This is a genomic window from Sorangium sp. So ce426, assembly GCF_051475585.1.
GTDB classification, from domain to species: Bacteria; Myxococcota_A; Polyangia; order Polyangiales; family Polyangiaceae; genus Sorangium; species Sorangium cellulosum_B.
Map to the genome: position 1 here is coordinate 10,379,082 of NZ_CP150341.1, position 22,602 is coordinate 10,401,683.

Sequence of the window (22,602 nt, forward strand, 5' to 3'; positions counted from 1 at the left end):
CGCGGGGGGCCGCCCGAGGCATCGGGCGCCGCCCCGCGCTTCGGGATCAGGTGCTCGGGGCGGGCTTCGGGGTGCCGAAGATGCTGGCCGCGCGGCGCTTCTCCTTGGCGGCGCGATCGCGATCGCTGTAGCTCGGGATCACGACGCGCTGGCGCTGCGGCAGCTCGCGGCCCCCGACGATGGCTTCGACCTCCTCGGCGTCCAGCGTCTCGCGCTCGAGGAGCGCCGTGGCGAGCCGCTCGAGGATCTCGCGGTTGTCCGTGAGGAGCTGCCGCGCCTCGGCGTGGGCGTCGAGGATGAACCGCCGCACCTCGTCGTCGATCTGGTTGGCGATCGTCTCCGAGTAGTCGCGGCGCCGGCTCGTGAAATCGCGCCCGAGAAACACGCTCTCCTCGTCCGCGCCGTACGAGATCGGTCCGATCACGTCGCTCATGCCGAACTCGGTCACCATGCGCCGCGCGAGGTTCGACGCCTGCTTGATGTCGTTGCCCGCGCCCGTCGTGAACTGGCCGAACACGATCTCCTCCGCCACGCGGCCGCCCATCAGCACCGACAGCCGCGCCTTGGCGAAGTCGCGCGACATGCTGAGCCGGTCCTCCTTCGGCAGCTGCTGCGTGAGGCCGAGCGCCGGGCCGCGCGGGATGATCGTCACCTTGTGGACCGGATCCGAGAACTTCTCCAGGAGCTTCGCGACGAGCGCGTGCCCGGCCTCGTGGTAGGCCGTGGTCCGCTTCTCCTCGTCGCTGATGACCATGCTGCGGCGCTCGGCGCCCATCAGCACCTTGTCCTTGGCCATCTCGAAGTCGACCATCGAGACGACGTCCTTGTCCTGACGCGCCGCGAGGAGGGCCGCCTCGTTGACCAGGTTCTCGATGTCGGCGCCGACGAACCCGGGCGTTCCCCGCGCCAGGATCTCCATGTCGACGTCCGGACCGAGCGGGACCTTCTTCGTGTGGACCCGGAGGATGCCCTCGCGGCCGCGCACGTCGGGGCGGTTCACGACGATGCGCCGGTCGAAGCGGCCAGGCCGCAGGATCGCAGGGTCGAGGACGTCGGGGCGGTTCGTCGCGGCGACGATGATCACGCCCTCGTTCGACTCGAAGCCGTCCATCTCGACGAGCAGCTGGTTCAACGTCTGCTCGCGCTCGTCATGACCGCCGCCGAGCCCCGCGCCGCGGTGGCGGCCGACCGCGTCGATCTCATCGATGAAGATGATGCACGGCGCGTGCTTCTTGCCCTGCTCGAACAGGTCGCGCACCCGGCTCGCGCCGACGCCGACGAACATCTCGACGAAATCCGACCCGGAGATCGAGAAGAACGGCACGCCCGCCTCGCCGGCGATCGCGCGCGCGAGCAGCGTCTTGCCCGTCCCGGGGGGGCCCATCATCAGCACGCCCTTCGGGATCCGGCCGCCGAGCTTCTGGAACTTCTTCGGGTCCTTGAGGAACGCGATGATCTCCTCGAGCTCGTCCTTCGCCTCGTCGATGCCCGCGACGTCGGCGAACGTCACCTTGTTCTGCGCCTCGCTGAGCAGCCGGGCGCGCGACTTGCCGAAGCTCATCGCCTTGCCGCCGCCGGCCTGGAGCTGGCGCATGAACAGATAGAACATCACGAGCAGGAAGACCGTCGGCAGGAGGTACATGATCGCCCCCGGCCAGAACGGCGACGTGTCCTCCTTCTCGAAGAACACCGCGACCTTGTTGTCGACGATCGTCTTCGTGATCTCGTCGGCGTTGTCAGGCCCGATCGTGACCTTCTTCGTCTTCGTCCCGCTCTTCGGGTCCTTGACCCAGAAGGTGTACTCGCGGTCCTTGATCGTGACCGACTCGACGTGCGGATCCTTGTCCTTGGCCTCGACCTGGACCTGGGCCATGAACTCGCTGAACGCGACTTGTGTGGCGGGCCGGGAATCCGGGCTCAAGAAACGCCAGATCGCCAAGAACATCATGATCAGCAGAACCCAGAGCAGCAGCGTCTTGTGCGATTGCTTCACGAGGACCCTCTAAGCTCGCGCGGCGAGCCGGCGTGTACTGAAATTGTACGCGTGTTCCAGTCAGCATGCCACCCGTCAGCTCGGTCGTCGACCGCGGCTCTCCACCGTGGTGACACAGCGAAAAAAGGGACTCGACAGGGGCCGCGGGTGGGGTGCATGCGGTCAGGTCCCGCGACGCGCAGACCCGTCCTCGATAAGCACGCTGGACTCCTCTGGAAAGCCCACGGCGATCTCTTCGCCGCCGCGAACCCGGACGCGCAGCGGCCGCCCCAGCTTGCGAGCCCGCTCGATCGCGAATCGCTGCGCCCGACCGAGCGGAATCGACAGCGGAATCGACAGCGGAATCGACAGCGGCTCGCTGCCGTCGAGGACGTCTGGATCGCCGCCAGGCGGCCGCTCTCGCCCGGCGACGAGCATGTCCGAGAGCGCGCAGAGGTGCTCGACGATCGCCGGTGACAGGTCCTCGAGGAGCGGGAGGAGCTCGCGGCGGACGCGGACGCGGGTGAAACGGGGATCCCGGTTGCTGGGATCCTCGGCGAACGCCAGGCGATGTCGGCCGAGGTGGGCCAGGACGTCGGCGCGGCGGGCCTGGAGCAAGGGGCGGATGAGCTCGATGTTCGCCGCCGAGCCCGGCTCCGCGCCGCCGCGCGCCGCGCCGGCGACGTCGGACGGGAGCGGGGCGCGCGGCGGCAGGACGGCGAGCCCACGCGGCCCCGCGCCCCGCAGCAGGCGCAAGAGCACCGTCTCGGCCCGGTCGTCCGCGGTGTGGCCGGTCGCGATCGCGCGGGCGCCGTGGGCCGCCGCGGCGGCCGCCAGCGCGGCGAACCGGGCGGCGCGCGCCCTGGCCTGGAGGTTCGCGCCGGGCGCCACGTCCACGCGGGTCTCGGCGTAAGGGACCCCGAGCTGCCCGGACAGGTCGCGCACGATCGCGAGCTCGGCCGCGGCCGCGGCGCGGAGGCCGTGGTCGACGCCGTGCGCGACCACCTCGTGGCCGATCCGCCGCCGGAGCAGCGAAAGGACGTGCAGCAGGGCGGTCGAGTCGGGGCCTCCGGAGCAGGCGCAGAGCACGACGTCGCCGCGAGCGAGCAGCCGCTCGTCCCGGATCAGCCGCTCGGCGAGGCGGATCAGCGACGGGGGATGCGACCGGCCCCGCCTGGGCGGCGGGGGAGGTCCAGCAGGAGGGCTCATCGCAGCTCGAACGCTTTGCAGAAGATGATCTCGTCGCGATCCTCGAGCGATGTGCTCAGGTGCGGCGCGACCGGGTAGCCAAGCGAGCAACGAGGCCCGCGGCCAGGCGGCCCGGCGCCCCCGTCGTCGGGATCGGGGACCACCGGCTCGAACGAGGCGCAATCGGGGCAGGCGAACACGAGACGATAGCGCCGCGCCTCGTCGCGGAGCCGATCGTCGAGGTGGTGAATCATCCCTGGCAGCGTAGCGCAAGCCGCCGGGCGACGGCGCCGCGCGGCAGCGCGCGGCCCTCCGGCCGAGCTCGGCGGAGCAGCGCTCGGCGCGGCGAGCAAGCCGGCATGCCCGCGCGGATCAGCGCGCGGATCTGCGGGCGCGGGAGAGCCGCACGATCGACTCGATATGGCTCGTCTGGGGAAAGAGCTCGACCGCCTCGATGTCCGTGATCTCGAAGCCCCCGCGGAGGATCCCGCCGAGATCGCGCGCGAGGGTGGCCGGATCGCAGGAGACGTAGACGACCACGCGCGCGCTCGAGGCGGCGATCGCGCGCGCCGCGCCGGGAGCCCCGCTGCGCGGCGGATCCAGCACCACGACGTCGGTGCGCGCCGGGATCGGGTACTGATCGGCGTCCGCCTCGATCGCCTTGCCGGCGAGGCCCCGAGCGGCGAGGTTCTGCCGCAGGCAAGCGACCGCTGCGGACGAGAGCTCGACGGCCGTGAAGGACGCGGGCCCCGGGGGGTCGGAGGTCGCGCCGGAAGCCGCGGCCCCGGCGGGCTCGGCGGCCGGGGAGGGTCGCTGCGCGCCGCGCGCGAGCAGCACGGAGAGCGTCCCGCTCCCGGCGAACAGCTCCAGGACGTGCGGCGGGCGGGTGGAGTCGAGGTGGGCGAGCTCGGCGGCGCGGCGGGCGAGGACGGCTGCCCCCTCCTCGGACGGCTGCCCAAAGCCGCCCGGCGCGAGGAACAGCGGCAGGCCGTCCGCTCCCAGGATCGCGGGCCGCGGATCGCCGAACGACGCGGCCTCGCGCGCGCCGTCGAGCGTGACGCGGGCGCCGGCCCACCCGCCGCGCGCCGTGCGCTCGTCCAGCCGCTGCCACACGGCCGGCGGCAGCTGGCCACGCCACAGGACCTCGACCACCGGGCGGCTCGAGGCGCCCAGCGAGATCAGGACATCGCCCTCCCCCACGGCCCCATGGAGGACGCCGGGCAGCTCGCCGGCGAGCGGCGCGATCGCGTCGACGAGCACCACGCAGCGATCGACCGCCGCCACGGCGTGCGTCCTCGGCGCGCGATACCCCACGCGCACCTCGCCGCGCTCCGCGCGCGCGAACAACCTCGCCCGCGACCGGTAGCCGAGCGGAAGGGGGGCCGGATGGACGCGGATCGGCGGCAGATCGGCCTCGGCAAGCGACGTCGCCCGCGCGATGGCTTGCCGGACGATCTGCTCGTGCGCGGCCTGCTGCGCCTCGATACGGACGTGCATCCAGTCGCAGCCGCCGCAGGCGTCAGCGAAGCGGCACGGCGGAGGGACGCGGTCGGCGCTCGGCTCGACGACACCGAGGAGCCTGCCCCTCGCCGGGCGCGCGCTCCTGTCGAGCTCGACCTCGACGAGATCACCCGGCGCGGTCCCAGGTACGAAGACGACCTCGCCCGCGAGCCGACCGACCCCCGCGCCTCCGGCGGCCAGCGCCTCGATACGCAGCTGAGCTCGCTCGCCGGGGCGGTGCCGCGCCCTGGCACCGTTCGAGCGGCGGTGGACAGACTTCATCCCGTCATCGTAAGGCGCTGCAGGCGGATCGGGCCGGGGTGGACGACGGACGCTCGGTCGCGGACAGCGAGGCCGCGCGCGCCCCCGTCCCCCGAGGAGCCCCCCGGCACGCAGGAGCTCGACTGGCCCGTGGTTGTCGCGTCCGTCGAGGCGGGCGACGCAGGGACAGCGTCCACGCCCCTGGAAGGCGAGGACTGCGCGGCGCTCGTCTTCATGTAGATCAGCGCGCCGATCCCGAGCACGCACAGCACGGTGAGGGTGATGACCGCGACGAGCACGAGCGTGTTCCTGCCGTTCCCCTTGGACGCCGCGTCCTGCGTGGCGGCCCAGATGGCCGCCGGATCCGGGCGCGGCAGGGAGAGCGCCGTCTCGATCTGCGACTGTGGAGGCTGCGCTGTCGCCGCGGACGCGAACAGCTGGGCCTGCCCCACGGTCATCGGCGGCGGCGCCGCCTGCACCGGCGAGCCGACAGCGGGCGCATGGGCCGGGGCATGGCCCTGGCCATTGAAGGGGAGCGCGTACGGGACCGCAGCGTGCGCCGGCGACGGCGCGGCGACGGCAGGGGTCCTGGTCATCCGGGCGTGACGCGCAGGCTCGCTCGCGCTCTGCAGAACCGGCGGTGGATCCTGCGACGGGAGCGCGAGCGTTGACGCGAGCGGGTTGCCCAGATCGCTGTCGAGGAGGCCTCCCTTGGGGAGGGGCGCGAGCTCGCCCGTGTCGAAGTCGCGCGGAGGGTACGGGATCGAGGAGAGCGGAGGCGGAGCAGGGTCGTGGCCGCCGGGCACGCGCGGTGGGCTCGGGTAGGCCGGCGAAACGCCGGGGCGCGCCGCCGGCATGCCAGGGCGCACCGTGGCAATGCCGGACTGGACGCCGGCCTGGCGAAGCTGCGCTGGCGCCGGCTCGGGCACCATGCCTGCCGCCGGGCGCACCATCGGGCGCTCCCCGTGAGGAAGGGAGCGCACCGGCTCGGCTTGCTCGCGCGTCGCGACCGTCGTCGGGACATCCTCATCGTCATCCATCAGCGATGAGGCGACCATCTGCCTGTCGTCTGCGTCCCTCGGCTGCGGGCGCCCGACCGGCGCGATCCCGCTCGCCGGCGGAGCGTTGTGCCGCAGGATCTGCGGCGGCGTGAGGCGCTGCTGCGGCTCGGGCTCTCGACCGCGGCCGCGCAGCCCGACGCTGTCCGTGGCCGTCGTCGAGCTGCGCGCGCGCACCTGCTCGACGTTGATGGTGGACGTCACCTCGGCGGCCCACGCGAGGTGCGCCTCGCGCTTCTGGATGCGATCGACGAACACCTGCTGCACGAACTGCGCGACCTCTTCGGAGCCAACGAAGACCCCGCTCCTCATCAGGAAATTCTGCAGGGCTCGCGAGAACTCACGCGCGGTCTGGAAGCGGTCTTGCTTGTGCTTGGCGAGCGCCTTCATGACCACGCTCTCCAGCTCGATCGGATAGTCGTGCACGATCGTGGACGGCGGCGGGACCACGCAGGCCTGCACCTTCTCGAGCGTGTCGAGATCCGTATCCATCCGGAAGAGGCGTTGGTTCGTCGTGAGCTCCCAGAGGACGACCCCGAGCGCGAACACGTCGGTCGTGCGATCGATCTCGTTGCCGCGCACCTGCTCGGGAGACATGTAGGCCAACTTGCCTTTCAGCGTTCCCGCGCGGGTGGACGACAGCCTGTCGGCCACCTTGGCGATCCCGAAATCCACGACCTTGGTGTAGCCGTCGTAGGTGAGGAACAGGTTGTGCGGCGTGACATCTCGGTGCACCAGGCCGAGCAGCTGGCCGTTCTTTCCGCGCAGCTCGTGAGCGGCGTGAAGCCCCTCTGCGGCATCGGAGCAGATGCGCGCAGCGAGCTCGGGCGAGATGCGCAGCCGGCGCTCCTCCGCGCGGCGCATCACCTCCCGGAGCGGCTCGCCGTGGAGGTACTCCATGGCGATCCAGTAGGTGTTGTCGTCCTTCCCGAGATCGAAGACCTGCGCGACGTTGGCGTGGTTGATGCCAGCCGCGATGCGCGCCTCATCCAGGAACATGTCGACGAACTGATCGTCCTCGACCAGATGAGGGTGGATCCGCTTGATCGCGACCCACTTTTGGAAGCCGCCCGGGCCATCCATGCGAGCCAGGTGAACGCTCGCCATTCCGCCCACCCCGATCTCGTCGACCACACGGTAACGGCCCAGGAAGTAGGTCCCCTGCTGCTTCTCGGACTCCTTCGCGCGCGCTTCGAGCGATGAATGGGTCGACCCGGGGCTTGGAGGTCCGCCCATTCGCGATGCGGGTCGAGGCGGGGGTTGGGGCATGAGCGGTCACTACTTTACCGCGAGTTCGCGGCGCTTTGCCATGTCGTCTCGGCCAGGACACCTTCCAGATGGTCAGCTTCAATCCACCGGAGCGCTGAAGGCGCCTGTCCCGACAGGTAGGACACCACCTGAAACCCAGGACGGAGTCGTGACGGGCTCAGGGGAACGGTTGCCCAGGTTGACCCCGCTCGAAGTAGAAGCGGAACCCCCCGGTGACCCGCGAGAGGAGCTCCCGAGGGATGGCGTCGGCCGGATTACCGAGCCCTGCGTCGCGCGGATCGCCGACCCAGACGTCGAACGTCGCGTCCGTGTACTTGTCGACCGCGTCCGTCTCGTTGGGATCGCCGCTGAACAGCGCCTGGAACTTGATGGTCCCATCGACGGCGTAGAGCACGATGTTCTGGTTGTGGCAGGACCGCTGGAGGTAAAGCGCCATGTGCACGAGCGGCGCGAGCCCCTCCGGCTTCGGCGTCGGTGGAGGCGAGCCCGGCAGCTCGACGCCGGGCGGGAGCCCGACGCTCAGGTCGACGTCGAGCTTGTTCACGGTCCCGTCCCCGCGGATGAGGTCGACGTCATCGATCAGGACCGCGAGCCCGTCCGAGATCTCCTGCAGGTCGCTCCCCCGCTGCACCCGGACCTGCAAGGTGGAGCGGTAGGGGACCGCAGCGAAGAAGTCCGGGTTCATGTCGTAGCTGTCGTCCCAGCAGCCGGCCGCGCGCAGCCGTTCGCTGACGACCTCGCCTTCCCCCTGCCCGAGCGAGCACCCGAGCGAGAGCGCGCAGGCGAGGGGCGCGAGCGCACGGATCCTCATGACGCCGCCTGCGAGCGAAGGGCCGCCTTGATGCGACCTCCCCCGAGGACGCGATCGCCCCGGTAGACCACGGCCATCTGCCCGGGGGAGACCGACCGCACCGGGCTCGCGAACCGCGCAACGAAGCTCTCCGCGCCCGTCGCGGGGTCGCGGCGCCGCTCGATGATGCCAGGCGCCGCCTCGTGCCGCGCGCGCACCCGCACCTCGGCCTCCAGGGGGAAGACCGCGTCGTCGCACCACACAGCGTCGGCGATCTCGGCGCCCGCGGCGTACAGATCGCCCTCGTCGCCGAGGTGCACAGCGCCGGACGCGGCGTCGAGGCCCACGACGAACGCGGGCCGGCCGAGCGAGACGCCGATGCCCTTGCGCTGGCCCACCGTGAAGCCGTGCACTCCGCCGTGCGACCCGACCACGCGGCCGTCCCGATCGACGATGGGGCCGGGCCGGAGCCTGTCCGCGGCGCGGTCGGCCACGAACGGCGCGTAACGGCCGGAGGGGATGAAGCAGAGCTCCTGGCTCTCCCCCTTCTCGGCGCCCGGGAGCCCGCGGGCGATCGCCTCGGCGCGCACCTCGTCCTTGGTCGAGTCGCCAAGCGGGAAGAGGAGCCGCGACAGCTCGTCCGACCGGAGCATGTGCAGGAAATAGCTCTGATCCTTGTGCCGATCGCGGCCGCGGTAGAGGCGAGCGCCGCCCTCCTCCTGGACGACCCGCGCATAGTGGCCCGTCGCGACCCACGAGACGCCCAGCCGCTCCGCCAGCGGGAACAGCTCCCGGAGCTTGACGGAGCGGTTGCAGGCCACGCACGGGCTCGGCGTCTCGCCCGCGAGGTAGGCGTCGACGAAGGGGTCGACGACGTGCTCGCGGAACAGGGCGCGGCGGTCGAACGTGTAGTGCGGGATCCCGAGGTGGTCGGCGACCCGGCGGGCGTCGTGCTGATCCTCGGGCGCGCAGCAGCGGCTCTTGACGCTGCCGTCGTCGGGGTAGTCCCAGAGGTGCAGCGTCACGCCGACGACCTCGTATCCAGCGTCGCAGAGGCGCGCCGCCGCGACGGACGAGTCGACTCCGCCGCTCATCGCGATGAAGACGCGAGCCCCCGACGAGGCCCGCTCGCCAGGCCGCGCCGTACCGTCGGCCTCTCGGACCAGAGTTGCCATTTCCGTTCTTATAGCGTGGATTCCTCGCCGCGGCCGGACGCCGCGGGCGAACCCGCACGGGATGCCGCGGCGAGCTCGCGCGGGATGCCGCGGCGAGGGCTCGCGCAACGCGCCGGGACGGCGGCGCGCCGGCGAATGAATGATCAGGCTGGCTCTCCGCCATTCACCCTTGGCCACCCCCGCAGGGCGCGTGTACCGTCTGCCAGATGCCGAGCGGGGTCGTGCTCGTGATCGAGGACGAGGAGTACATCGCGGACCTGCTCGCCACCGCGATCCGGGAGGCAGGTTACGAGGTCATCTTCTGCTCCACCGCGGAGGCCGGGCTCTCCACCGCCTGCACCCTGGAGCCCGAGTGCATCGTCTGCGACATCGGGCTGCCCGACCACGACGGCTACTGGGTCGCGCGCAACGTGCGCACCCAGCCGTCCCGGGTATCGGTCACCCCCTTCCTGTTCCTCTCCGCGCTCGACGACCAGGAGGCCCGCCTCGAAGGGTTCCACGTGGGCGCCGACGTCTACATGACCAAGCCGTTCCGGGTCGACGAGGTCGTCGCGCAGATCGGGGCGCTCGTGCAGATGGCGTCGCGCCTGCGCCAGCGGCGGGACAGCCTCATGTCCATCCCGGCCTCCGTCGATCAGACCGCGATCGAGGGCGATCTCAGCCAGATGTCCATCGCGACCGTCCTCACGGTGCTCGAGATGGAGCGGCGGTCGGGCGTGTTCGAGGTGAGCAGCAAGAAACGTCGGGCTCAGCTGGACATCGCCGAAGGGTGCATCGTCGAGGGGACTGTGGGAGGCACGCGCGCATCGGCGCTCGCCGCGCTCCGCACCATGCTCAGCTGGAAGGTCGGACGGTTCGCGTTCGTGCCAGGCGTCCGCCCCCTGCCCGCGGAGCGGACCTCCATCGCTGCGTACCTGCTCGAGGCGACCCGGCTCGAGGACGAGAGCGCCCGCGTCGAGCTGCCGCTCCCGCCATCGCGACGCCGTCCGGAGCCCCGGAGCGCGACGACGGCGCTCGGCGGGCCGTCATCCATCCTGGACGACGTCGCGCCGCCGTCGTCGCGCGTCGTGTCCGAGGAGCGCCTGCGCCGCGGGCCCACCCCTGCGCCGCCGAAGGGCTCCGACCCCGGCCTGGCGATCTCCGATGGACCGCCGTCGCTCGAGCTGAACTTCGAGTTCGATCTGGCGACCCCGGCGGCGGCGCCGACGCTGCCCTCGCTGGCCCGCAGGACGGCGAGGCCGTCGAGCCAGCGCGGCAGGCGCGTGGAGGAGAGCGAGCCTCCGACGCTCCCGCGAAGCGGGAGCCGAACGCCGCCCTCGCGACCGTCCTCGCCAGGCCGCGAGCGGCAGAGCGCCGTGGACACGGGCGAGCTCTCCCGCGGGACCCTCGCTCCGCCGGAGACCCAGCCGGCAAGCGACGAAGGCCCGCCGCGCGCGACCCCGATCCCCCCGAGACCGGCGCCGGCCAGGCCTCCCCGCCCCGACACGAAGAAGCGCTGACGGCGGGCAACGGGTACAAGAAGAAGAAGCGGAAGCGCCGATCTAGAGCGCCGTCCGCTGCTCCACCTCGCCCGGATCGTGATCGCGCAGGTAGCTCAGGTTGACCGCGTTCACGACGGCGTGCGCCAGGACCGGCCCGACGAGCGACCCCGTCGCCGCGAAGATGGCGCCGAGCCCCGCGCCCACGCCCACCGCCCAGCCGATCCACACCCAGCGGCTGGGGCCGCGCATCTGGTGCATCAGACCGAAGAGGATCGCGCTCAGCAGCACGCCGAGGAGCGGCGTCAGCAGCCCGCGGAAGAGCAGCTCCTCCCCCAGGCTCGAGAGGCCCGCGAGGAGCAGGATCTGGCCGAGCGAGAAGTCGCGCGCGACCGGGCGGAGCTCCGCGTGCAGGCGCCGGGCCCAGCTGAACCGGGCCACGGCGACGCGCGTCGTCACGATGACGCCGGCCGCCAGCGTGAGGCCGAGCGCGGCGCTCATCAGCAGCGCGGCCAGCGGCGGCAGCGCGAGCCACGGGCTCGGGTGGATCCACGGCCATCCATCCCGCAGCACCAGGCCCAGCGAGACCGCCAGCGCCGCGAGGATGAGATAGCCGGACGCCGCCTGCACCGTCGCGTCGGTTCGACCGGTCCGCGCCCATCGCGACGCCATGTCCCATCATGGCACGCCGAAAGAAGCCGGTGAAGCCGCGCGCGCCGTCAGGACCCCTGGCCGAGCGCCGGCAACCGGAGTACGTCGACGCCCATGCACGCGACCGTGGTCATCTTCCCGGGATCCGACGCGGATGCCGAAATGATCCAACCGCTCCGCGACGTGCTCCAGGTCCGCACGCCGATCGCCCACGCCGACGGGAGGTACCAGGCTGATCCGGAGACGCTCCGCAAGCTCGTCGATGAGCGCGCCATCGCGCTGCAGTACTGCGACCGGGAGGGGCTGGTCGGCGGCGACGCGAACCCCAACGGATCGGCGATGGACATCGCCGGCATCTACGGCGGGCCCCGGCGGAACGTGCTCGGGCTGATTCCGCACCCCGAACGGATGAGCGAGCCCTTCCAGGGCCACGGCAGCGCGGATGGGCGCGCCCTGTTCGACGCCGTGCTGCGCAGCGTGGGCGGCGCCCGCTCGGCCCCATCCGCGAGCGCGCCGTGAGCGACGCGTCGCCCGGCGCCGCCCGCTGCCGCGTGTGCGACGCGGCGCTCGCGCCGGAGGGCGATCGCTGCCCGCAGTGCGGCGCGGCCGCGCGCGCCGAGGCCTGCCCGCACTGCGGCGGCGTGACCGGCGTCTCGGCGCACCCCGAGCTGCGCTTCGCGTGCGACGCCTGCGGCGGCCCGCGCGTCCCCGTCGCCGACGACCGCGTCGAGCGATCCGGCCGCGAGGTGCCGCTGCTCCAGAAGGCGCGCGCGGCGGCCTCGGCGCGCTCGGTCTGGCGCGCCGCGGGCGTCGCGGCCAGCGCGCTGCTCGGCTTCGAGCTGTTCCTGTTCGCCGTGCTGCTGCTCGTCCTCAACGCGAGCGTCGGGCTCTTCACCGCCGGCCTCCTCACCATGGCGCCCGTCGGCGCCTTCGCCCTCTGGGCGCTCCGGCGGGCGAAGTCGCGGAGCCGCGACATCGCGCCCGCGCTCGACGCCGCCTGGGTCTCCGTCGCCTCCGACGTCGCCCGCCAGGCCGAGGGCCCGCTCACCGCCGGCGGGCTCGCCTCGACCCTCCGCATCGCCGAGTCCCAGGCCGAGGAGCTCCTCGCCCTGCTGGAGGTCAACGACGTCGTGCGCGGCGCGGTGAGCCCCGCGGGCGAGTTCGGCTATGCGCCGAAGCTGCGCGTCGGCGCGGCGCGCGGCGAAGACCAGGGCGAGGCCGGGGCCGAGAGCGCGGCGCACGCCCTCGCCGCCGAAGAGGAAGCCTTCGCCGCCGAGCCCCTGACGCAACGGACCGCCCATGTCGACCCCGCGAAGCGCTGATCCCAAGCCGAAGCCAGGCCCGCAGCAGCAGAAGGCCCGCGCGGGCCGGCCCGCGCCCCAGGAGCGCCGCGCCCTGACCCACATCGGCGGCGCGACGGTGCTCGAGGGCGACCCCGAGAGCGCCGCGAAGCTCGCCCACGCGCTCGACGTGGCCAGCTCGAGCACGGCGGAGGAAGCGGCGCGCGCGCACGTGCACGGGTTCCACAGCTACCCGGCCCGGATGCACCCGGACACCGCCCGCCGGCTGATCGAGGGCCTCTCGAGGCCGGGAGAGCGGGTGCTCGACCCCTTCTGCGGCAGCGGCACCGTCCTCGTCGAGGCCCGGCTCGCGGGCCGGGCGGCGATCGGCGTCGACGCGAACCCGCTGGCCGTGCGCCTCGCCCGCCTCAAGGTGCAGGGCAGCACCCCCGGCGAGCGCGAGCGGCTCGTCGCCGCCGCCCGCGAGGTCGCGGCCGCGGCCGATGAGCGCCGCAAGGCGCGCGCAGGTCCGAGCCGCCGGTACGGCCCCGAGGACGTCGCCCTGTTCGAGCCGCACGTGCTCCTCGAGCTCGACGGGCTCCGCGTCGGCCTCGACCGCCTCGCGGGCCACGGCGCCGACGCGCTCCGCGCCGATCTCGAGCTCGTCCTCTCCGCCATCCTGACGAAGCTCAGCCGCCGCACGTCCGACACGTCGGAGCACGAGCTGCCGCGGCGGATCGCCGCCGGTTATCCGGCGCGGCTCTTCATCCGCAAGGCGGAGGAGCTCGCCCAGCGCCTCGCCGAGGTCGCGGCGCCGCTCGAAGCGAGCCCCCCCGCGCTCGTCGAGGAGGGAGACGCGCGCGTGCTCCGCGGCGTCGAGGCCGGCTCCGTCCACCTCGCGATCACGTCGCCGCCCTACCCGGGCGTGTACGACTACCTCGCCCACCACGAGGCGAGGCTGCGCTGGCTCCGGCTCCGCAGCGCTCGCTTCGAGCAGGACGAGATCGGGGCCCGCCGGCACCTCGACCCGCTCGGCCCCGAGGCCGGCCGCGCGCGCTGGCGCGACGAGCTCGGCGGCGTGCTCACCGCGCTCGCGCGCGTCCTCCGGAGCGGCGCGCCGCTCGTGCTGCTCATCGCCGACAGCGTGGTCGCCGGCGCGCCGGTCTACGCGGTCGACGTGGTCAGGGCCGCCGCGTCCGGCGCGCGCTTCGCGGTCCGCGCGGTCGCGTCGCAGCCGCGCCCCCACTTCCACCGCCCCACGGCGCGCGCCTTCCAGCGCCGCCCGCGCCACGAGCACGCCATCCTGCTGATCCGCGCATGACCCGCCGAGCTCCCCGCGGCGCAGGCGCATGGCAGGCCGCGCCGCCGCGCATGAGCCACCGAAAATTGCCCCGCGGCGCGGGCTCATGGCAGGGTGCACCGGCGTCGGGCAGCGCGCGAGGCGGCCAGCAACGGCCTCCTGCAGCGCCCCGGCGCGCGCGACGATGGCGAGAGCTCACCTGGCACTTCTTCTTCTCTGGGGCACCTTCGCCCTCGGCTGCGGCAAGGCGGGCGGCGATCCGGGGAAGGCCGACCTCGACAGCACGGGGGTCGACGCCTGCGACAGCTACCTGGCCACGATGACCACCTGCGCCAGCAAGCTGCCCGCGGAGAGCAGGAAGAGCCACGAGGCCGCGATCCGGATCGCGCGCGACGTGCTCGAGGCCCGGGCGGACGCCGACGACGACGCGCTGGAGGGCGACGCGAGGGCGGAGGCGCGCGTCGCGCTCGCGGCCGCCTGCAAGCAGATGAGCGACGCGGTCCTGGACCGCGAGGCGTGCGGCCGCTGAGCGCCCGGGCGAGCGTTCACGCTGCGAGGCACGCGCGGCCGCCCGCCGCGCTTCATGCGAAGGCGGGCACCTCCGCCGGATAGTGCTGCCGGAGGAACGAGGCCCACGGCGGCCGCCGCTCCGCGTGGAACACGTCGCCCGCGAGCATGCTGGTGATGAGCTTGCGCATCGTGGGCCGCTGGTTCGGCTCGAACAGCGTCTCCCGGAACTGGCCTTTGTAAAAGCCCTGAACAACCCCCAGGAAGAGATCGACGGCGTAGCGGATCTCCGCCTCGTAGGCCGCGAACGCGGCGCGCGAGGTGTCCCCGGCGTCGAGCGCGCGGTCGATCGCCGTGGCGGCCAGATCGGCGCCCTTGATGGCGAGGTGCGCGCCCGTCGAGAAGAGCGGGTCGAGGAACCCGCCCGCGTCGCCCACGAAGAGCCATCCATCTCCGGCGAGCTGGTCGATCCGGTACGAGAAATCGGCGAGCGCCCCCACCGGCCTGACGCGCCGCGCGCTCGCGAGGAACTCCCGCGCCCAGCCGCTCTGCGCGACGGTGCGATCGAAGAGCTCGTCGAGCCGCTCCCCCTTCGCCCGGCTCCGGATCCAGCTCGACGACACCACCGCGCCGACGCTCGTCACCTCGCCGCGGAACGGGATGAACCAGAACCACCCGTGCTCGAAGAGGACGATCTGGATGTCGCCCTGGTGGATCCCCTCCTCGCGGGGCACGCCCTCGTAGTGGGTGAACAGCGCGGTCTTGTCGAGCTCGGCCAGCTGCGCCTTCCGCCGCATCCTCGACGCGAGCAGCGTGTCCCGCCCCGTCGCGTCCACGATCACCGGCGCCCGGAGCTCGACGGCGTCGCTCGAGCCGGCGCGCGCGGCCGCGGCCTCCTCCGGCCCGGCGCCGTCGGGTCGAGCGCTGGGCCGCGCGCGCACCCCGACGGCGCGGGGGCCCTCGAACACCACCTCGACGGCCTCCCATGACTCGCGCACCTCCGCCCCGAGCTCCGCGGCGTGGCGGAGCAGCAGCTGGTCGAACGCGTCGCGCTGCACCTGGTAGGCGAACTCGAACCTCGGATCGAACGCGTCGGCGAAGCTGTAGCGCCGCGTCCGCCCGGTCGACGAGCACAGGAACCGGGCGCCGTATTTGCGGAGGAAGCGCGCGTCCAGCTCCGCGTCCAGCCCGAGCCGCTCGAAGACCTCGCGGGACAGCGGCAGCAGCGACTCGCCGATGTGAAAGCGAGGGAACCGCTCGCGCTCGAGCACGAGGGCCCGGCGGCCGAGGCGGGCCAGCGATGCGGCGAGCGTCGACCCACCCGGCCCTCCGCCGAGGATGATTGCGTCCCAGCGATCCGTCATCGCTCGTCGTATAGTGCGTGCCGACGCCCGAGAAAATGCGCTCTCGGCGCCGCGCGCCGGGTACGCGCCGGGTCGAGGAGGAGGGATCGGCGGTGCCCACGGTCGTGTTCGAGGACGGCGCGCTCGGCCCCGCCGTCACCGCGGAGGCGGGAGCCGGCAGGCTCATCGATGTCTGCGACGACGCGCGCGCTCCGATCGTGTTCTCGTGCCGCGACGCGCGCTGCGCCACGTGCCGCGTCGAGGTCGTCGAAGGCGAGCAGCTCCTCGAGCCGCCCGCGCGCGGCGAGCGCGATCTGCTCGAGCGCCTCGGCGCCCCGCCGCGGCTCCGGCTCGCGTGCCAGGCGGTGCTCCGCGCGGGCCCCGGGCTGGTCCGCTTGCGCGGGATCGTCGGCCGCGAGAGCTGAGCGGCAGCGGGCCCGCGGCGAGCATCGCGCGCGCCCGCCATCGGGCACCGCCGCAGCGCGCACGTCCCCACGCGGCGGAGCGCGCGCCGCCGCCCTCGCGATCGTCCGCTCCGGTCGTGCCCCGCCATTGGCGGCACAGGCGAACGGTGTTAAGGCACGCCCCGTTCTGAGGCCCGGCTCCTCGGGGAGGAGAGCGAGATCAGGCGCACCCCGGAGCTGCCCGCGCGCGGTGACGACGGGACGCCGCTCGCCTGGGACGCGCACCGCGGCACCCGCAGCCGCGGTCGCCCGTCGGGTGGAGATGGCAACACCGCGCGGAGGAGTGGACGAGACGTGACCAAAGCCAGGAAGCTGCGCGAACTCATGGCCCGCCCCGGGCCGATCGTCATCATCGGCGCGCACAACGGGCTCTCTGCAAAGATCGGCGAAGAGGCAGGGTTCGACGGGCTCTGGGCTTCCGGCTTCGAGATCTCCGCGAGCTACGCGGTGCCGGACGCGAACATCCTCACGATGGCGGAGAACCTCCAGGCCGCCAAGATGATGAACAACACGTCGCTCCCGGTCGTCGCGGACTGCGACAACGGCTACGGCAACGCCGTCAACGTCGTCCGCTGCGTCGAGGAGTACGAGGCGGCGGGCATCGCGGCGATCTGCATGGAAGACAACATCTTCCCGAAGCGCTGCAGCTTCTACGCCGGCGTGAAGCGCGAGCTCGCGGACGTCGAGGAGCACGCGCTCAAGGTCCGCGCGGCGAAGGCGACGCAGAAGGATCGCGACTTCGTGGTCATCGCGCGGACCGAGGCGCTCATCGCCGGCTGGGGGATGGAGGAGGCGCTCCGCCGCGGCCGCGCCTACGCGGACGCGGGCGCCGACATGGTCCTCATCCACTCGAAGAGCAAGGACCCGGACGAGGTGCTCTCCTTCGCCCGCGCGTGGGACCGCCCGAACACGCCGCTCGTCTGCGTGCCGACGATCTACCGCACGACGAGCGTCGACACGCTGCACAAGGCCGGCTTCAAGCTGATCATCTTCGCGAACCACGCGATCCGCTCGTCGATCAAGGCGATGACGGAGACGCTCCAGACGCTGAAGCGCGAGATGTACACCGGCAGCGTCGACGACAAGGTCGTGCCGCTCGAGCGCGTCTACCAGCTCGTGGGCGTCGACAAGATGAAGCAGGAGGAGTCGAGCTTCCTGCCCTCCGGCAGCCCGGGCGTCACCGCCGTCATCCTCGCCGCCGGCCAGAGCCAGGGGCTCCTGCCGCTCACGGAGGAGCTGCCGAAGCCGATGCTCGACCTGAAGGGCAAGAGCATCATCGAGCGGCAGATCGACGTGCTCAACGCGTGCGGCGTCAAGGACGTCGCCGTCGTGCGCGGGTACAAGAAGGAGGCGATCAAGGTCCCGAACGCCCGCTTCTACGACAACGACGAGTACGCGACGACGAACGAGGTGGTCTCGCTCTTCCGCGCCTCCAAGGAGCTGAGCGGGCCGTTCCTCTTCCTCTACGGCGACATCGTGTTCGAGCGCGGCCACCTCGAGAAGCTCCTCAAGAGCCCGGCGGACATCTCGATCGTCATCGACCGCGCGTACGCCGAGGGCCAGCGGCCCAAGGACGCGCGCGGCGTGCCCGACCTCGTGGCCCTGAAGGACGCGCAGGAGGCCGGCTACCGCTTCGTCGGCGCCGAGGCGCCGCACCGGGTGGCCCGCGTCGGCCGCGCGATCCCGGCGGGCGAGGCGCACGGCGAGTTCGTGGGCATGGCCATGTTCACGGCGAAGGGCGCGCGCCTGCTCACCGACTGCTACCATCAGCTGCAGGAGAGCCGCGCGAAGGGCGGCTTCCACGAGGCCGAGTCGCTCCGCAACGCGACCTTCACCGACCTGCTCCAGGAGCTCATCGACCGCGGCGCGGACGTGCAGGCGATCGACGTTTACAAGGGGTGGCTCGAGATCGACACGTTCGAGGACTACCGTCGCGCCTGGGCGCTCATCAAGGAGTGAGGTGATGTCCCACGGTTCAGGCAAATCGTATGCGCCCGAGTTCGTCGCCGCGCTCAAGGAGGCGGGGTTCGACTTCTTCGCGGGCGTGCCCTGCTCGCTCTTGAAGGGCCTTGTCTCGCTGCTCGACGCCGACGCGGGCGCCCGTTACATCTCGGCGACCCGCGAGGACAGCGCCATCGGCATGGCGTTCGGCGCCTGGCTCGGCGGCAGGCTGCCGATGGTCCTGATGCAGAACTCCGGGCTCGGCGTCTCCGTGAACGCGCTGGCCTCGCTCAGCACGATGTACGAGGTGCCCGCGCTGCTCGTCATCTCCTGGCGCGGCGAGGGCGGCAACGACGCCCCGGAGCACATCATGATGGGCGAGATCATGCTCCCGATCCTCGATCTGATGAAGATCCAGCACCGCGTCCTCCGCGCCGCCGAGCCGATGGGGCCCCAGGTGCAGTGGGCGAAGGACGTCATGCTCTCCACCAGGCAGCCGGCGGCGCTCATCGTGCCCGCGGGGGTGCTCGAATGAACAAGCTCGAAGCGCTGAAGGTGTTCACGGCGGCGGTCGGCAAGGACGACCTCGTGGTCTGCTGCAACGGCATGATCGGCCGCGAGCTCTACACGACGCAGGACCGGCCCTCGAACTTCTACATGATCGGCTCGATGGGGCTCGGCCTGTCGATCGGCCTCGGGCTCTCGATCGCGCAGCCGCGCAAGCGGATCTTCGTGCTCGACGGCGACGGCAACGTCCTCATGGGCATGAACGCCCTCGCCAGCGTCGGCAGCGAGCGGCCGGCGAACCTCGTGCACGTCGTCCTCGACAACCGCTCCCACGCCTCGACGGGCGGGCAGCGGACGATCTCGGGCGACGTGAAGCTCGAGTCGGTCGCCAGCGCGGTCGGCTACCGCGCCACGCACCGCGCCGACTCCGTCGAGTCGTTCGAGGCGTCGCTGCGCGTCGCGCTCGTGCAGCCGGGCCCGGTCATGGTCCTCGCCCTCGTCGACGGCGGCACCGTGAAGGGCATCGGCCGCGTCGCGGAGACCCCGCAGGAGCTCGCCTCCCGCTTCGCGGCCGAGGCGCGCCGATGAGGGCGATCCTGCTCGCCGCCGGCCGCGGCCGGCGCATCGGCCGGGACGCGCCCAAGTGCCTCATCTCCATCGAGGGCAAGACGCTGCTCGAGCGCCACCTCGTGAACCTCACCGAGAGCGGCGTCACCGATCTGACGATCGTCGTCGGCTTCCGGCACGAGATGATCGAGGAGGCGCTCGCCTCGCTCCGCCCTTCGCTGAAGATCGAGCTCGTCAAGAACCCGCGGTTCACCCACGGCAGCATCGTCTCGCTCCACGTGGCGGCCGACCGGCTGTCAGGCGGCGGGCTGTGGATGGACGCCGACGTGCTGTACCCGGCCGCGCTGCTGCGGCGCCTCGTGAGCTCGCCCCACGAGAACTGCCTGCTGGTCGACGCGAGCTCGGAGGAGAGCGGCGAAGAGATGATGGTCGGCGTCCGCGCCGGCCGCGTGCTCAAGATCGCGCGCCGCGTGGGCAAGGACTGGGACATCGCGGGCGAGACCGTCGGCTTCGCCAAGGTCGGCCCGCAGGGCGGTCGCACGATGCAGCGCCTCCTCGAGGAGGAGGTCTCCGCCGGCCGCCTCGACCAGGAGTACGAGGCCGCGATGGACCGCGCTTTCCAGGAGGTGCCGTTCGGTATCGAGCGCGTCGACGACCTGCCCTGGACCGAGATCGACTTCGAAGAAGACGTGGAGAAGGCCCGCCGCCTGGCGAGCGCTCTGTAGGAGCGGGCCCTGAGGGGGGACAGCGCGGCCCCTGGGCTCGGCGGCGCAGGGCGCCGAGCTCAGGCCACGGCCAGCTTCGCGCGGCGGGACGCGCCGCGGAGGAACCAGCCGTTCAGCCAGATGACCGCGACGATCCAGACGACCCCGCCCGTCGCGAAGAAGACCTGACCCAGCCAGAGCTGGTTCACGAGGAGCGTCAGCACCACCATCGACAGGAACGCGTCGCCGTTCGATATCGCCCAGAGCGCGCCGATGAGGCGCGTGAGCGGCGACGCCTCCTCCCGGATCAGCTGCTTTACCTGATCCGCGCTGGTCGAGGACCGGCTCCGCCGCGGGTCGAACCACTCGTGCTCGAACGCGAGGTGCCCCATGCGCCCGATGAAGACATCGAAATGGGCAAAGAACGAGGAGGAGGGGCCGAGCGCCTGGATCTTCCGGCGCAGCACGTCCGCCGTCTCGTCGGTGCCCGTCTCGAAGATCGAGCAGTACTTGAGCTTGAAGTAGTCCGCGGAGAAAGAGCGCAGCGCCCCCTGGAGCAGCGCGATCAGCAGGAGCGCGTTCGTGGACACGGTCGCGCTCCACGGGCCCTCCGGCGGCGGGTGAAGGTGAACGTGCCAGAAGATGCCGGCATAAAGAAAGACGACGCCCAGCCAGTCGGCCAGGCCGTCAATGGCGTGCCCGGCGGGGCTCACCATCCTCTTCGCCCGCGCCAGCGCGCCGTCCACGCAGTCCAGGATGGAGCGGAGCTCGAACACGAGCGCCCCGGCGATGAGGTGCCCCGGATCATCGAACGTCACCAGGTAACCGGCCAGCGCGGCGAAGAGCGGCTGAACCAGCGTCACCTGGTTCGGCGTGACCGGCGTCCTCATCAGCGCCCGCACGATCCAGCGCGCGATCGGGTACCGATAGTAGCGATTGAGCGGGTCCTCCATCCGCATCTTCCAGCCGCCGGGCACACCGCCGGACTGGGCGGCAGGTGTCGAGCTCTCGGCAGCAGCGCGCGGTTCAGACATCGGCGATCCCGGGCCGGACTCTAGGGCAGCCGCCCCCGGGGACCAACAGGATTGCGACCTCTCGATGGACATGGCGTGACAGATCGCTGCAAGCCCGCGTCCCGGCGCCACGCCGCGCTTTCCAGGGCGTATCCCGCGCCTCCGGCGACCAGCCGCGTAGTCGTTTGCGCTCTTGAAGGTCCACCGAGAACCGAGCTTCGCACCTCGCGTGCGGACGCGACAGGCACACTCGTGCGCTCCCTTCCTGTAAAATCCCATTCTCTCGCCTGCGGCGCTGCGGCCTTCGACGAGCGCGCGCGTCCGCTCGGGCCGGTCTGACGTGGCGGCCGCGTCCCGCCGGGCGCTCCGGGGGGCGCCCGGCGAGAATGGCGGCGCGCCGGGGCTCCTCGGCGCTATGGTGGCGCGGTGGCAAACAGGTCCTGGAGCGCGGCGCTCCTGCTCGTGGCCGCAGGGTGCACCGCGAGCGTGGGATCCATCGGGGCTGTCCTTGGGCGAGACAACGAGTCGCTGGCGCTCTACGTGCGTGACGTGCCGCCGGGCCTCGCCGCCGAGCGAGCGGGGCTGATCCCGGGCGACGAGATCATGATGATTGATGGCGTGTATGTCCGGGATCTCTCGTCGGCGGCGGTGCGCGATCGGCTCCGCGGCGCCGTCGGGAGCGCCGTCGAGCTCACCGTCGTCCGCGGGCGCGACGTGCGGCGCGTCCGGGTCGTGCGCACCGAGCTCAGGGCGCACGAGGGGCTCAAGCCCAGAGAAGAGCAGATCCTGCCTTGAAGCGGGGCCGGTGACCGCTCATTGCGCGGCGAGCGCCACGAGCTCGGCATAGTGCTTGTTCGCGTAGAAGGAGAGCACATCGACGGCGTCGCGCACCTCGCTCGGATCGAGGTCCTGGAGGCGGTACTCGACGCTGAGAATCACGTCGCCCTCCTCGTCGGCCGAGAGCTTGGCCATGTTGATCTCGCGGTTCAGCTGGAGCAGGCGCCGCACGATCGCGTCGCCCTCCTCGAGCTCCATCGGGAGCCGCACGAACGGGATCACCGCGAAGACGACGAAGGGGGGCGAGAGCCGCACGAACAGCGGGAAGAGCCGCTCGGCCCCCTGGAAGTCGCTGCGCATGGCGTCGTTGGATATGACCTCCACAGCCCAGCCCTCGCGCTCGAGGCACGCCTTGATCTCGTCGAACGTCATGCGCGGCATCATAACCTCTGACGGCGCGGCGCACTCGGGGCGAGCGCGCCGGATCGAAGGCCCGACGCCCCCCGCTCGTCCGGTCTCGCGGGCGATCCCGCCGGGGTGGGGAGCGCGGACGCACCGGGAAGCAGGGAAGCAGGGAAGCAGGGAAGCAGGGAAGCAGGGAAGCCGAGTGAGAGTGCTGCCCAGGCAGCAGCCTGCGCGAAACCTCGGTGCGGCTCGAGCTCGAGCTCGAGCTCGAGCTCGAGCCCGAGCCCGAGCCCGACAACGACAGCCGCCGGGAACCGTCCACGCGGACAGCCCACGCGGACAGCCCACACCGACAGCCCGGAGGCAGCTCGTCCGGCCGGCGCTTTTGTCCGCGGAAGGCCGTGGCTCGCGTTGACGGTGCCCCGCGCTCGAACTATGCGTAGAGGTCCGAT

General features: G+C 72.2%; 22 protein-coding genes. 11 read left to right on the forward strand and 11 right to left on the reverse strand.

Annotated elements, in window-relative coordinates; all coding sequences use genetic code 11:
• Window positions 1–46 precede the first annotated feature (46 nt).
• The 7 genes from ftsH to mnmA form a co-directional block, all read right to left on the reverse strand.
• Window positions 47–1,993, reverse strand: a complete 1,947-nt coding sequence (gene ftsH / locus WMF44_RS38815) for an ATP-dependent zinc metalloprotease FtsH (RefSeq protein WP_437295082.1) — start codon at window positions 1,991–1,993, stop codon at window positions 47–49.
• A 162-nt stretch (window positions 1,994–2,155) separates the two neighbouring features.
• Window positions 2,156–3,181: a tRNA lysidine(34) synthetase TilS gene (gene tilS, locus WMF44_RS38820; RefSeq protein WP_437295083.1), complete on the reverse strand. Its 1,026-nt coding sequence runs from the start codon at window positions 3,179–3,181 to the stop codon at window positions 2,156–2,158.
• Window positions 3,178–3,414: a hypothetical protein gene (locus WMF44_RS38825; protein WP_437295084.1), complete on the reverse strand. Its 237-nt coding sequence runs from the start codon at window positions 3,412–3,414 to the stop codon at window positions 3,178–3,180. Before WMF44_RS38825 ends, tilS begins: the two co-directional genes overlap by 4 nt.
• A gap of 118 nt (window positions 3,415–3,532) precedes the next feature.
• On the reverse strand, window positions 3,533–4,942 hold the full coding sequence (locus tag WMF44_RS38830) for a class I SAM-dependent RNA methyltransferase (RefSeq protein WP_437295085.1): 1,410 nt from the start codon (window positions 4,940–4,942) through the stop codon (window positions 3,533–3,535).
• Complete coding sequence (locus WMF44_RS38835) at window positions 4,939–7,215, reverse strand: protein kinase domain-containing protein (RefSeq protein ID WP_437295086.1); 2,277 nt, start codon at window positions 7,213–7,215, stop codon at window positions 4,939–4,941. Before WMF44_RS38835 ends, WMF44_RS38830 begins: the two co-directional genes overlap by 4 nt.
• A 190-nt stretch (window positions 7,216–7,405) precedes the next feature.
• The gene (locus WMF44_RS38840) at window positions 7,406–8,059 is read right to left on the reverse strand and encodes a hypothetical protein (protein ID WP_437295087.1); all 654 of its coding nucleotides are present in this window, start codon (window positions 8,057–8,059) and stop codon (window positions 7,406–7,408) included.
• Window positions 8,056–9,213, reverse strand: a complete 1,158-nt coding sequence (gene mnmA, locus WMF44_RS38845; protein ID WP_437295088.1) for a tRNA 2-thiouridine(34) synthase MnmA — start codon at window positions 9,211–9,213, stop codon at window positions 8,056–8,058. The genes WMF44_RS38840 and mnmA overlap by 4 nt, the downstream gene beginning before the upstream one ends.
• A 206-nt stretch (window positions 9,214–9,419) precedes the next feature.
• On the opposite strand from mnmA, the gene WMF44_RS38850 reads away from it, so the two are divergent.
• Window positions 9,420–10,712 (forward strand): response regulator, encoded by a 1,293-nt coding sequence (locus WMF44_RS38850; protein WP_437295089.1) that lies wholly within the window; start codon window positions 9,420–9,422, stop codon window positions 10,710–10,712.
• Between the two features lie 42 nt (window positions 10,713–10,754).
• Here WMF44_RS38850 and WMF44_RS38855 read toward each other — a convergent pair whose 3' ends face one another.
• Window positions 10,755–11,363 (reverse strand): CPBP family intramembrane glutamic endopeptidase, encoded by a 609-nt coding sequence (locus tag WMF44_RS38855; protein WP_437295090.1) that lies wholly within the window; start codon window positions 11,361–11,363, stop codon window positions 10,755–10,757.
• 141 nt (window positions 11,364–11,504) lie between these two features.
• Here WMF44_RS38855 and WMF44_RS38860 point away from each other — a divergent pair, with 141 nt between their 5' ends.
• From WMF44_RS38860 to WMF44_RS38875, 4 genes are all read left to right on the forward strand, one after another.
• A complete protein-coding gene (locus tag WMF44_RS38860; RefSeq protein ID WP_437295091.1) occupies window positions 11,505–11,861 on the forward strand; it encodes a phosphoribosylformylglycinamidine synthase subunit PurQ in 357 nt (118 codons plus the stop codon).
• Window positions 11,858–12,664: a zinc ribbon domain-containing protein gene (locus WMF44_RS38865; protein ID WP_437295092.1), complete on the forward strand. Its 807-nt coding sequence runs from the start codon at window positions 11,858–11,860 to the stop codon at window positions 12,662–12,664. Before WMF44_RS38860 ends, WMF44_RS38865 begins: the two co-directional genes overlap by 4 nt.
• On the forward strand, window positions 12,642–13,943 hold the full coding sequence (locus tag WMF44_RS38870) for a DNA methyltransferase (RefSeq protein ID WP_437295093.1): 1,302 nt from the start codon (window positions 12,642–12,644) through the stop codon (window positions 13,941–13,943). The genes WMF44_RS38865 and WMF44_RS38870 overlap by 23 nt, the downstream gene beginning before the upstream one ends.
• Before the next feature lie 163 nt (window positions 13,944–14,106).
• Window positions 14,107–14,451, forward strand: a complete 345-nt coding sequence (locus WMF44_RS38875) for a hypothetical protein (RefSeq protein ID WP_437295094.1) — start codon at window positions 14,107–14,109, stop codon at window positions 14,449–14,451.
• A 52-nt stretch (window positions 14,452–14,503) separates the two neighbouring features.
• Here WMF44_RS38875 and WMF44_RS38880 read toward each other — a convergent pair whose 3' ends face one another.
• The gene (locus tag WMF44_RS38880; protein ID WP_437295095.1) at window positions 14,504–15,793 is read right to left on the reverse strand and encodes an NAD(P)/FAD-dependent oxidoreductase; all 1,290 of its coding nucleotides are present in this window, start codon (window positions 15,791–15,793) and stop codon (window positions 14,504–14,506) included.
• Between the two features lie 92 nt (window positions 15,794–15,885).
• Between WMF44_RS38880 and WMF44_RS38885 the strand changes: the two genes are divergently transcribed.
• The 5 genes from WMF44_RS38885 to WMF44_RS38905 all read left to right on the forward strand — a co-directional run bounded on the left by WMF44_RS38885 (window position 15,886) and on the right by WMF44_RS38905 (window position 19,976).
• On the forward strand, window positions 15,886–16,197 hold the full coding sequence (locus WMF44_RS38885) for a 2Fe-2S iron-sulfur cluster-binding protein (RefSeq protein WP_437295096.1): 312 nt from the start codon (window positions 15,886–15,888) through the stop codon (window positions 16,195–16,197).
• Between the two features lie 333 nt (window positions 16,198–16,530).
• Window positions 16,531–18,195, forward strand: coding sequence for an isocitrate lyase/phosphoenolpyruvate mutase family protein (locus WMF44_RS38890; RefSeq protein WP_437295097.1), 1,665 nt, complete (start codon window positions 16,531–16,533; stop codon window positions 18,193–18,195).
• Between the two features lie 4 nt (window positions 18,196–18,199).
• Complete coding sequence (locus WMF44_RS38895; protein WP_437295098.1) at window positions 18,200–18,712, forward strand: thiamine pyrophosphate-binding protein; 513 nt, start codon at window positions 18,200–18,202, stop codon at window positions 18,710–18,712.
• Window positions 18,709–19,272, forward strand: coding sequence for a thiamine pyrophosphate-dependent enzyme (locus tag WMF44_RS38900; protein WP_437295099.1), 564 nt, complete (start codon window positions 18,709–18,711; stop codon window positions 19,270–19,272). Before WMF44_RS38895 ends, WMF44_RS38900 begins: the two co-directional genes overlap by 4 nt.
• Window positions 19,269–19,976 carry an NTP transferase domain-containing protein gene (locus tag WMF44_RS38905; protein WP_437295100.1) on the forward strand — a complete coding sequence of 236 codons (708 nt, stop codon included), beginning with the start codon at window positions 19,269–19,271 and terminating at the stop codon, window positions 19,974–19,976. Before WMF44_RS38900 ends, WMF44_RS38905 begins: the two co-directional genes overlap by 4 nt.
• Before the next feature lie 59 nt (window positions 19,977–20,035).
• Here the strand turns inward: WMF44_RS38905 and WMF44_RS38910 are convergent, their stop codons facing one another.
• Window positions 20,036–20,989: a CDP-alcohol phosphatidyltransferase family protein gene (locus tag WMF44_RS38910; protein WP_437295101.1), complete on the reverse strand. Its 954-nt coding sequence runs from the start codon at window positions 20,987–20,989 to the stop codon at window positions 20,036–20,038.
• 405 nt (window positions 20,990–21,394) lie between these two features.
• Here WMF44_RS38910 and WMF44_RS38915 point away from each other — a divergent pair, with 405 nt between their 5' ends.
• On the forward strand, window positions 21,395–21,763 hold the full coding sequence (locus WMF44_RS38915; protein WP_231864455.1) for a PDZ domain-containing protein: 369 nt from the start codon (window positions 21,395–21,397) through the stop codon (window positions 21,761–21,763).
• 18 nt (window positions 21,764–21,781) lie between these two features.
• On the opposite strand, the gene WMF44_RS38920 is transcribed toward WMF44_RS38915, so the two are convergent.
• Window positions 21,782–22,177 carry a YbjN domain-containing protein gene (locus WMF44_RS38920; protein ID WP_437295102.1) on the reverse strand — a complete coding sequence of 132 codons (396 nt, stop codon included), beginning with the start codon at window positions 22,175–22,177 and terminating at the stop codon, window positions 21,782–21,784.
• Window positions 22,178–22,602: the final 425 nt, after the last annotated feature.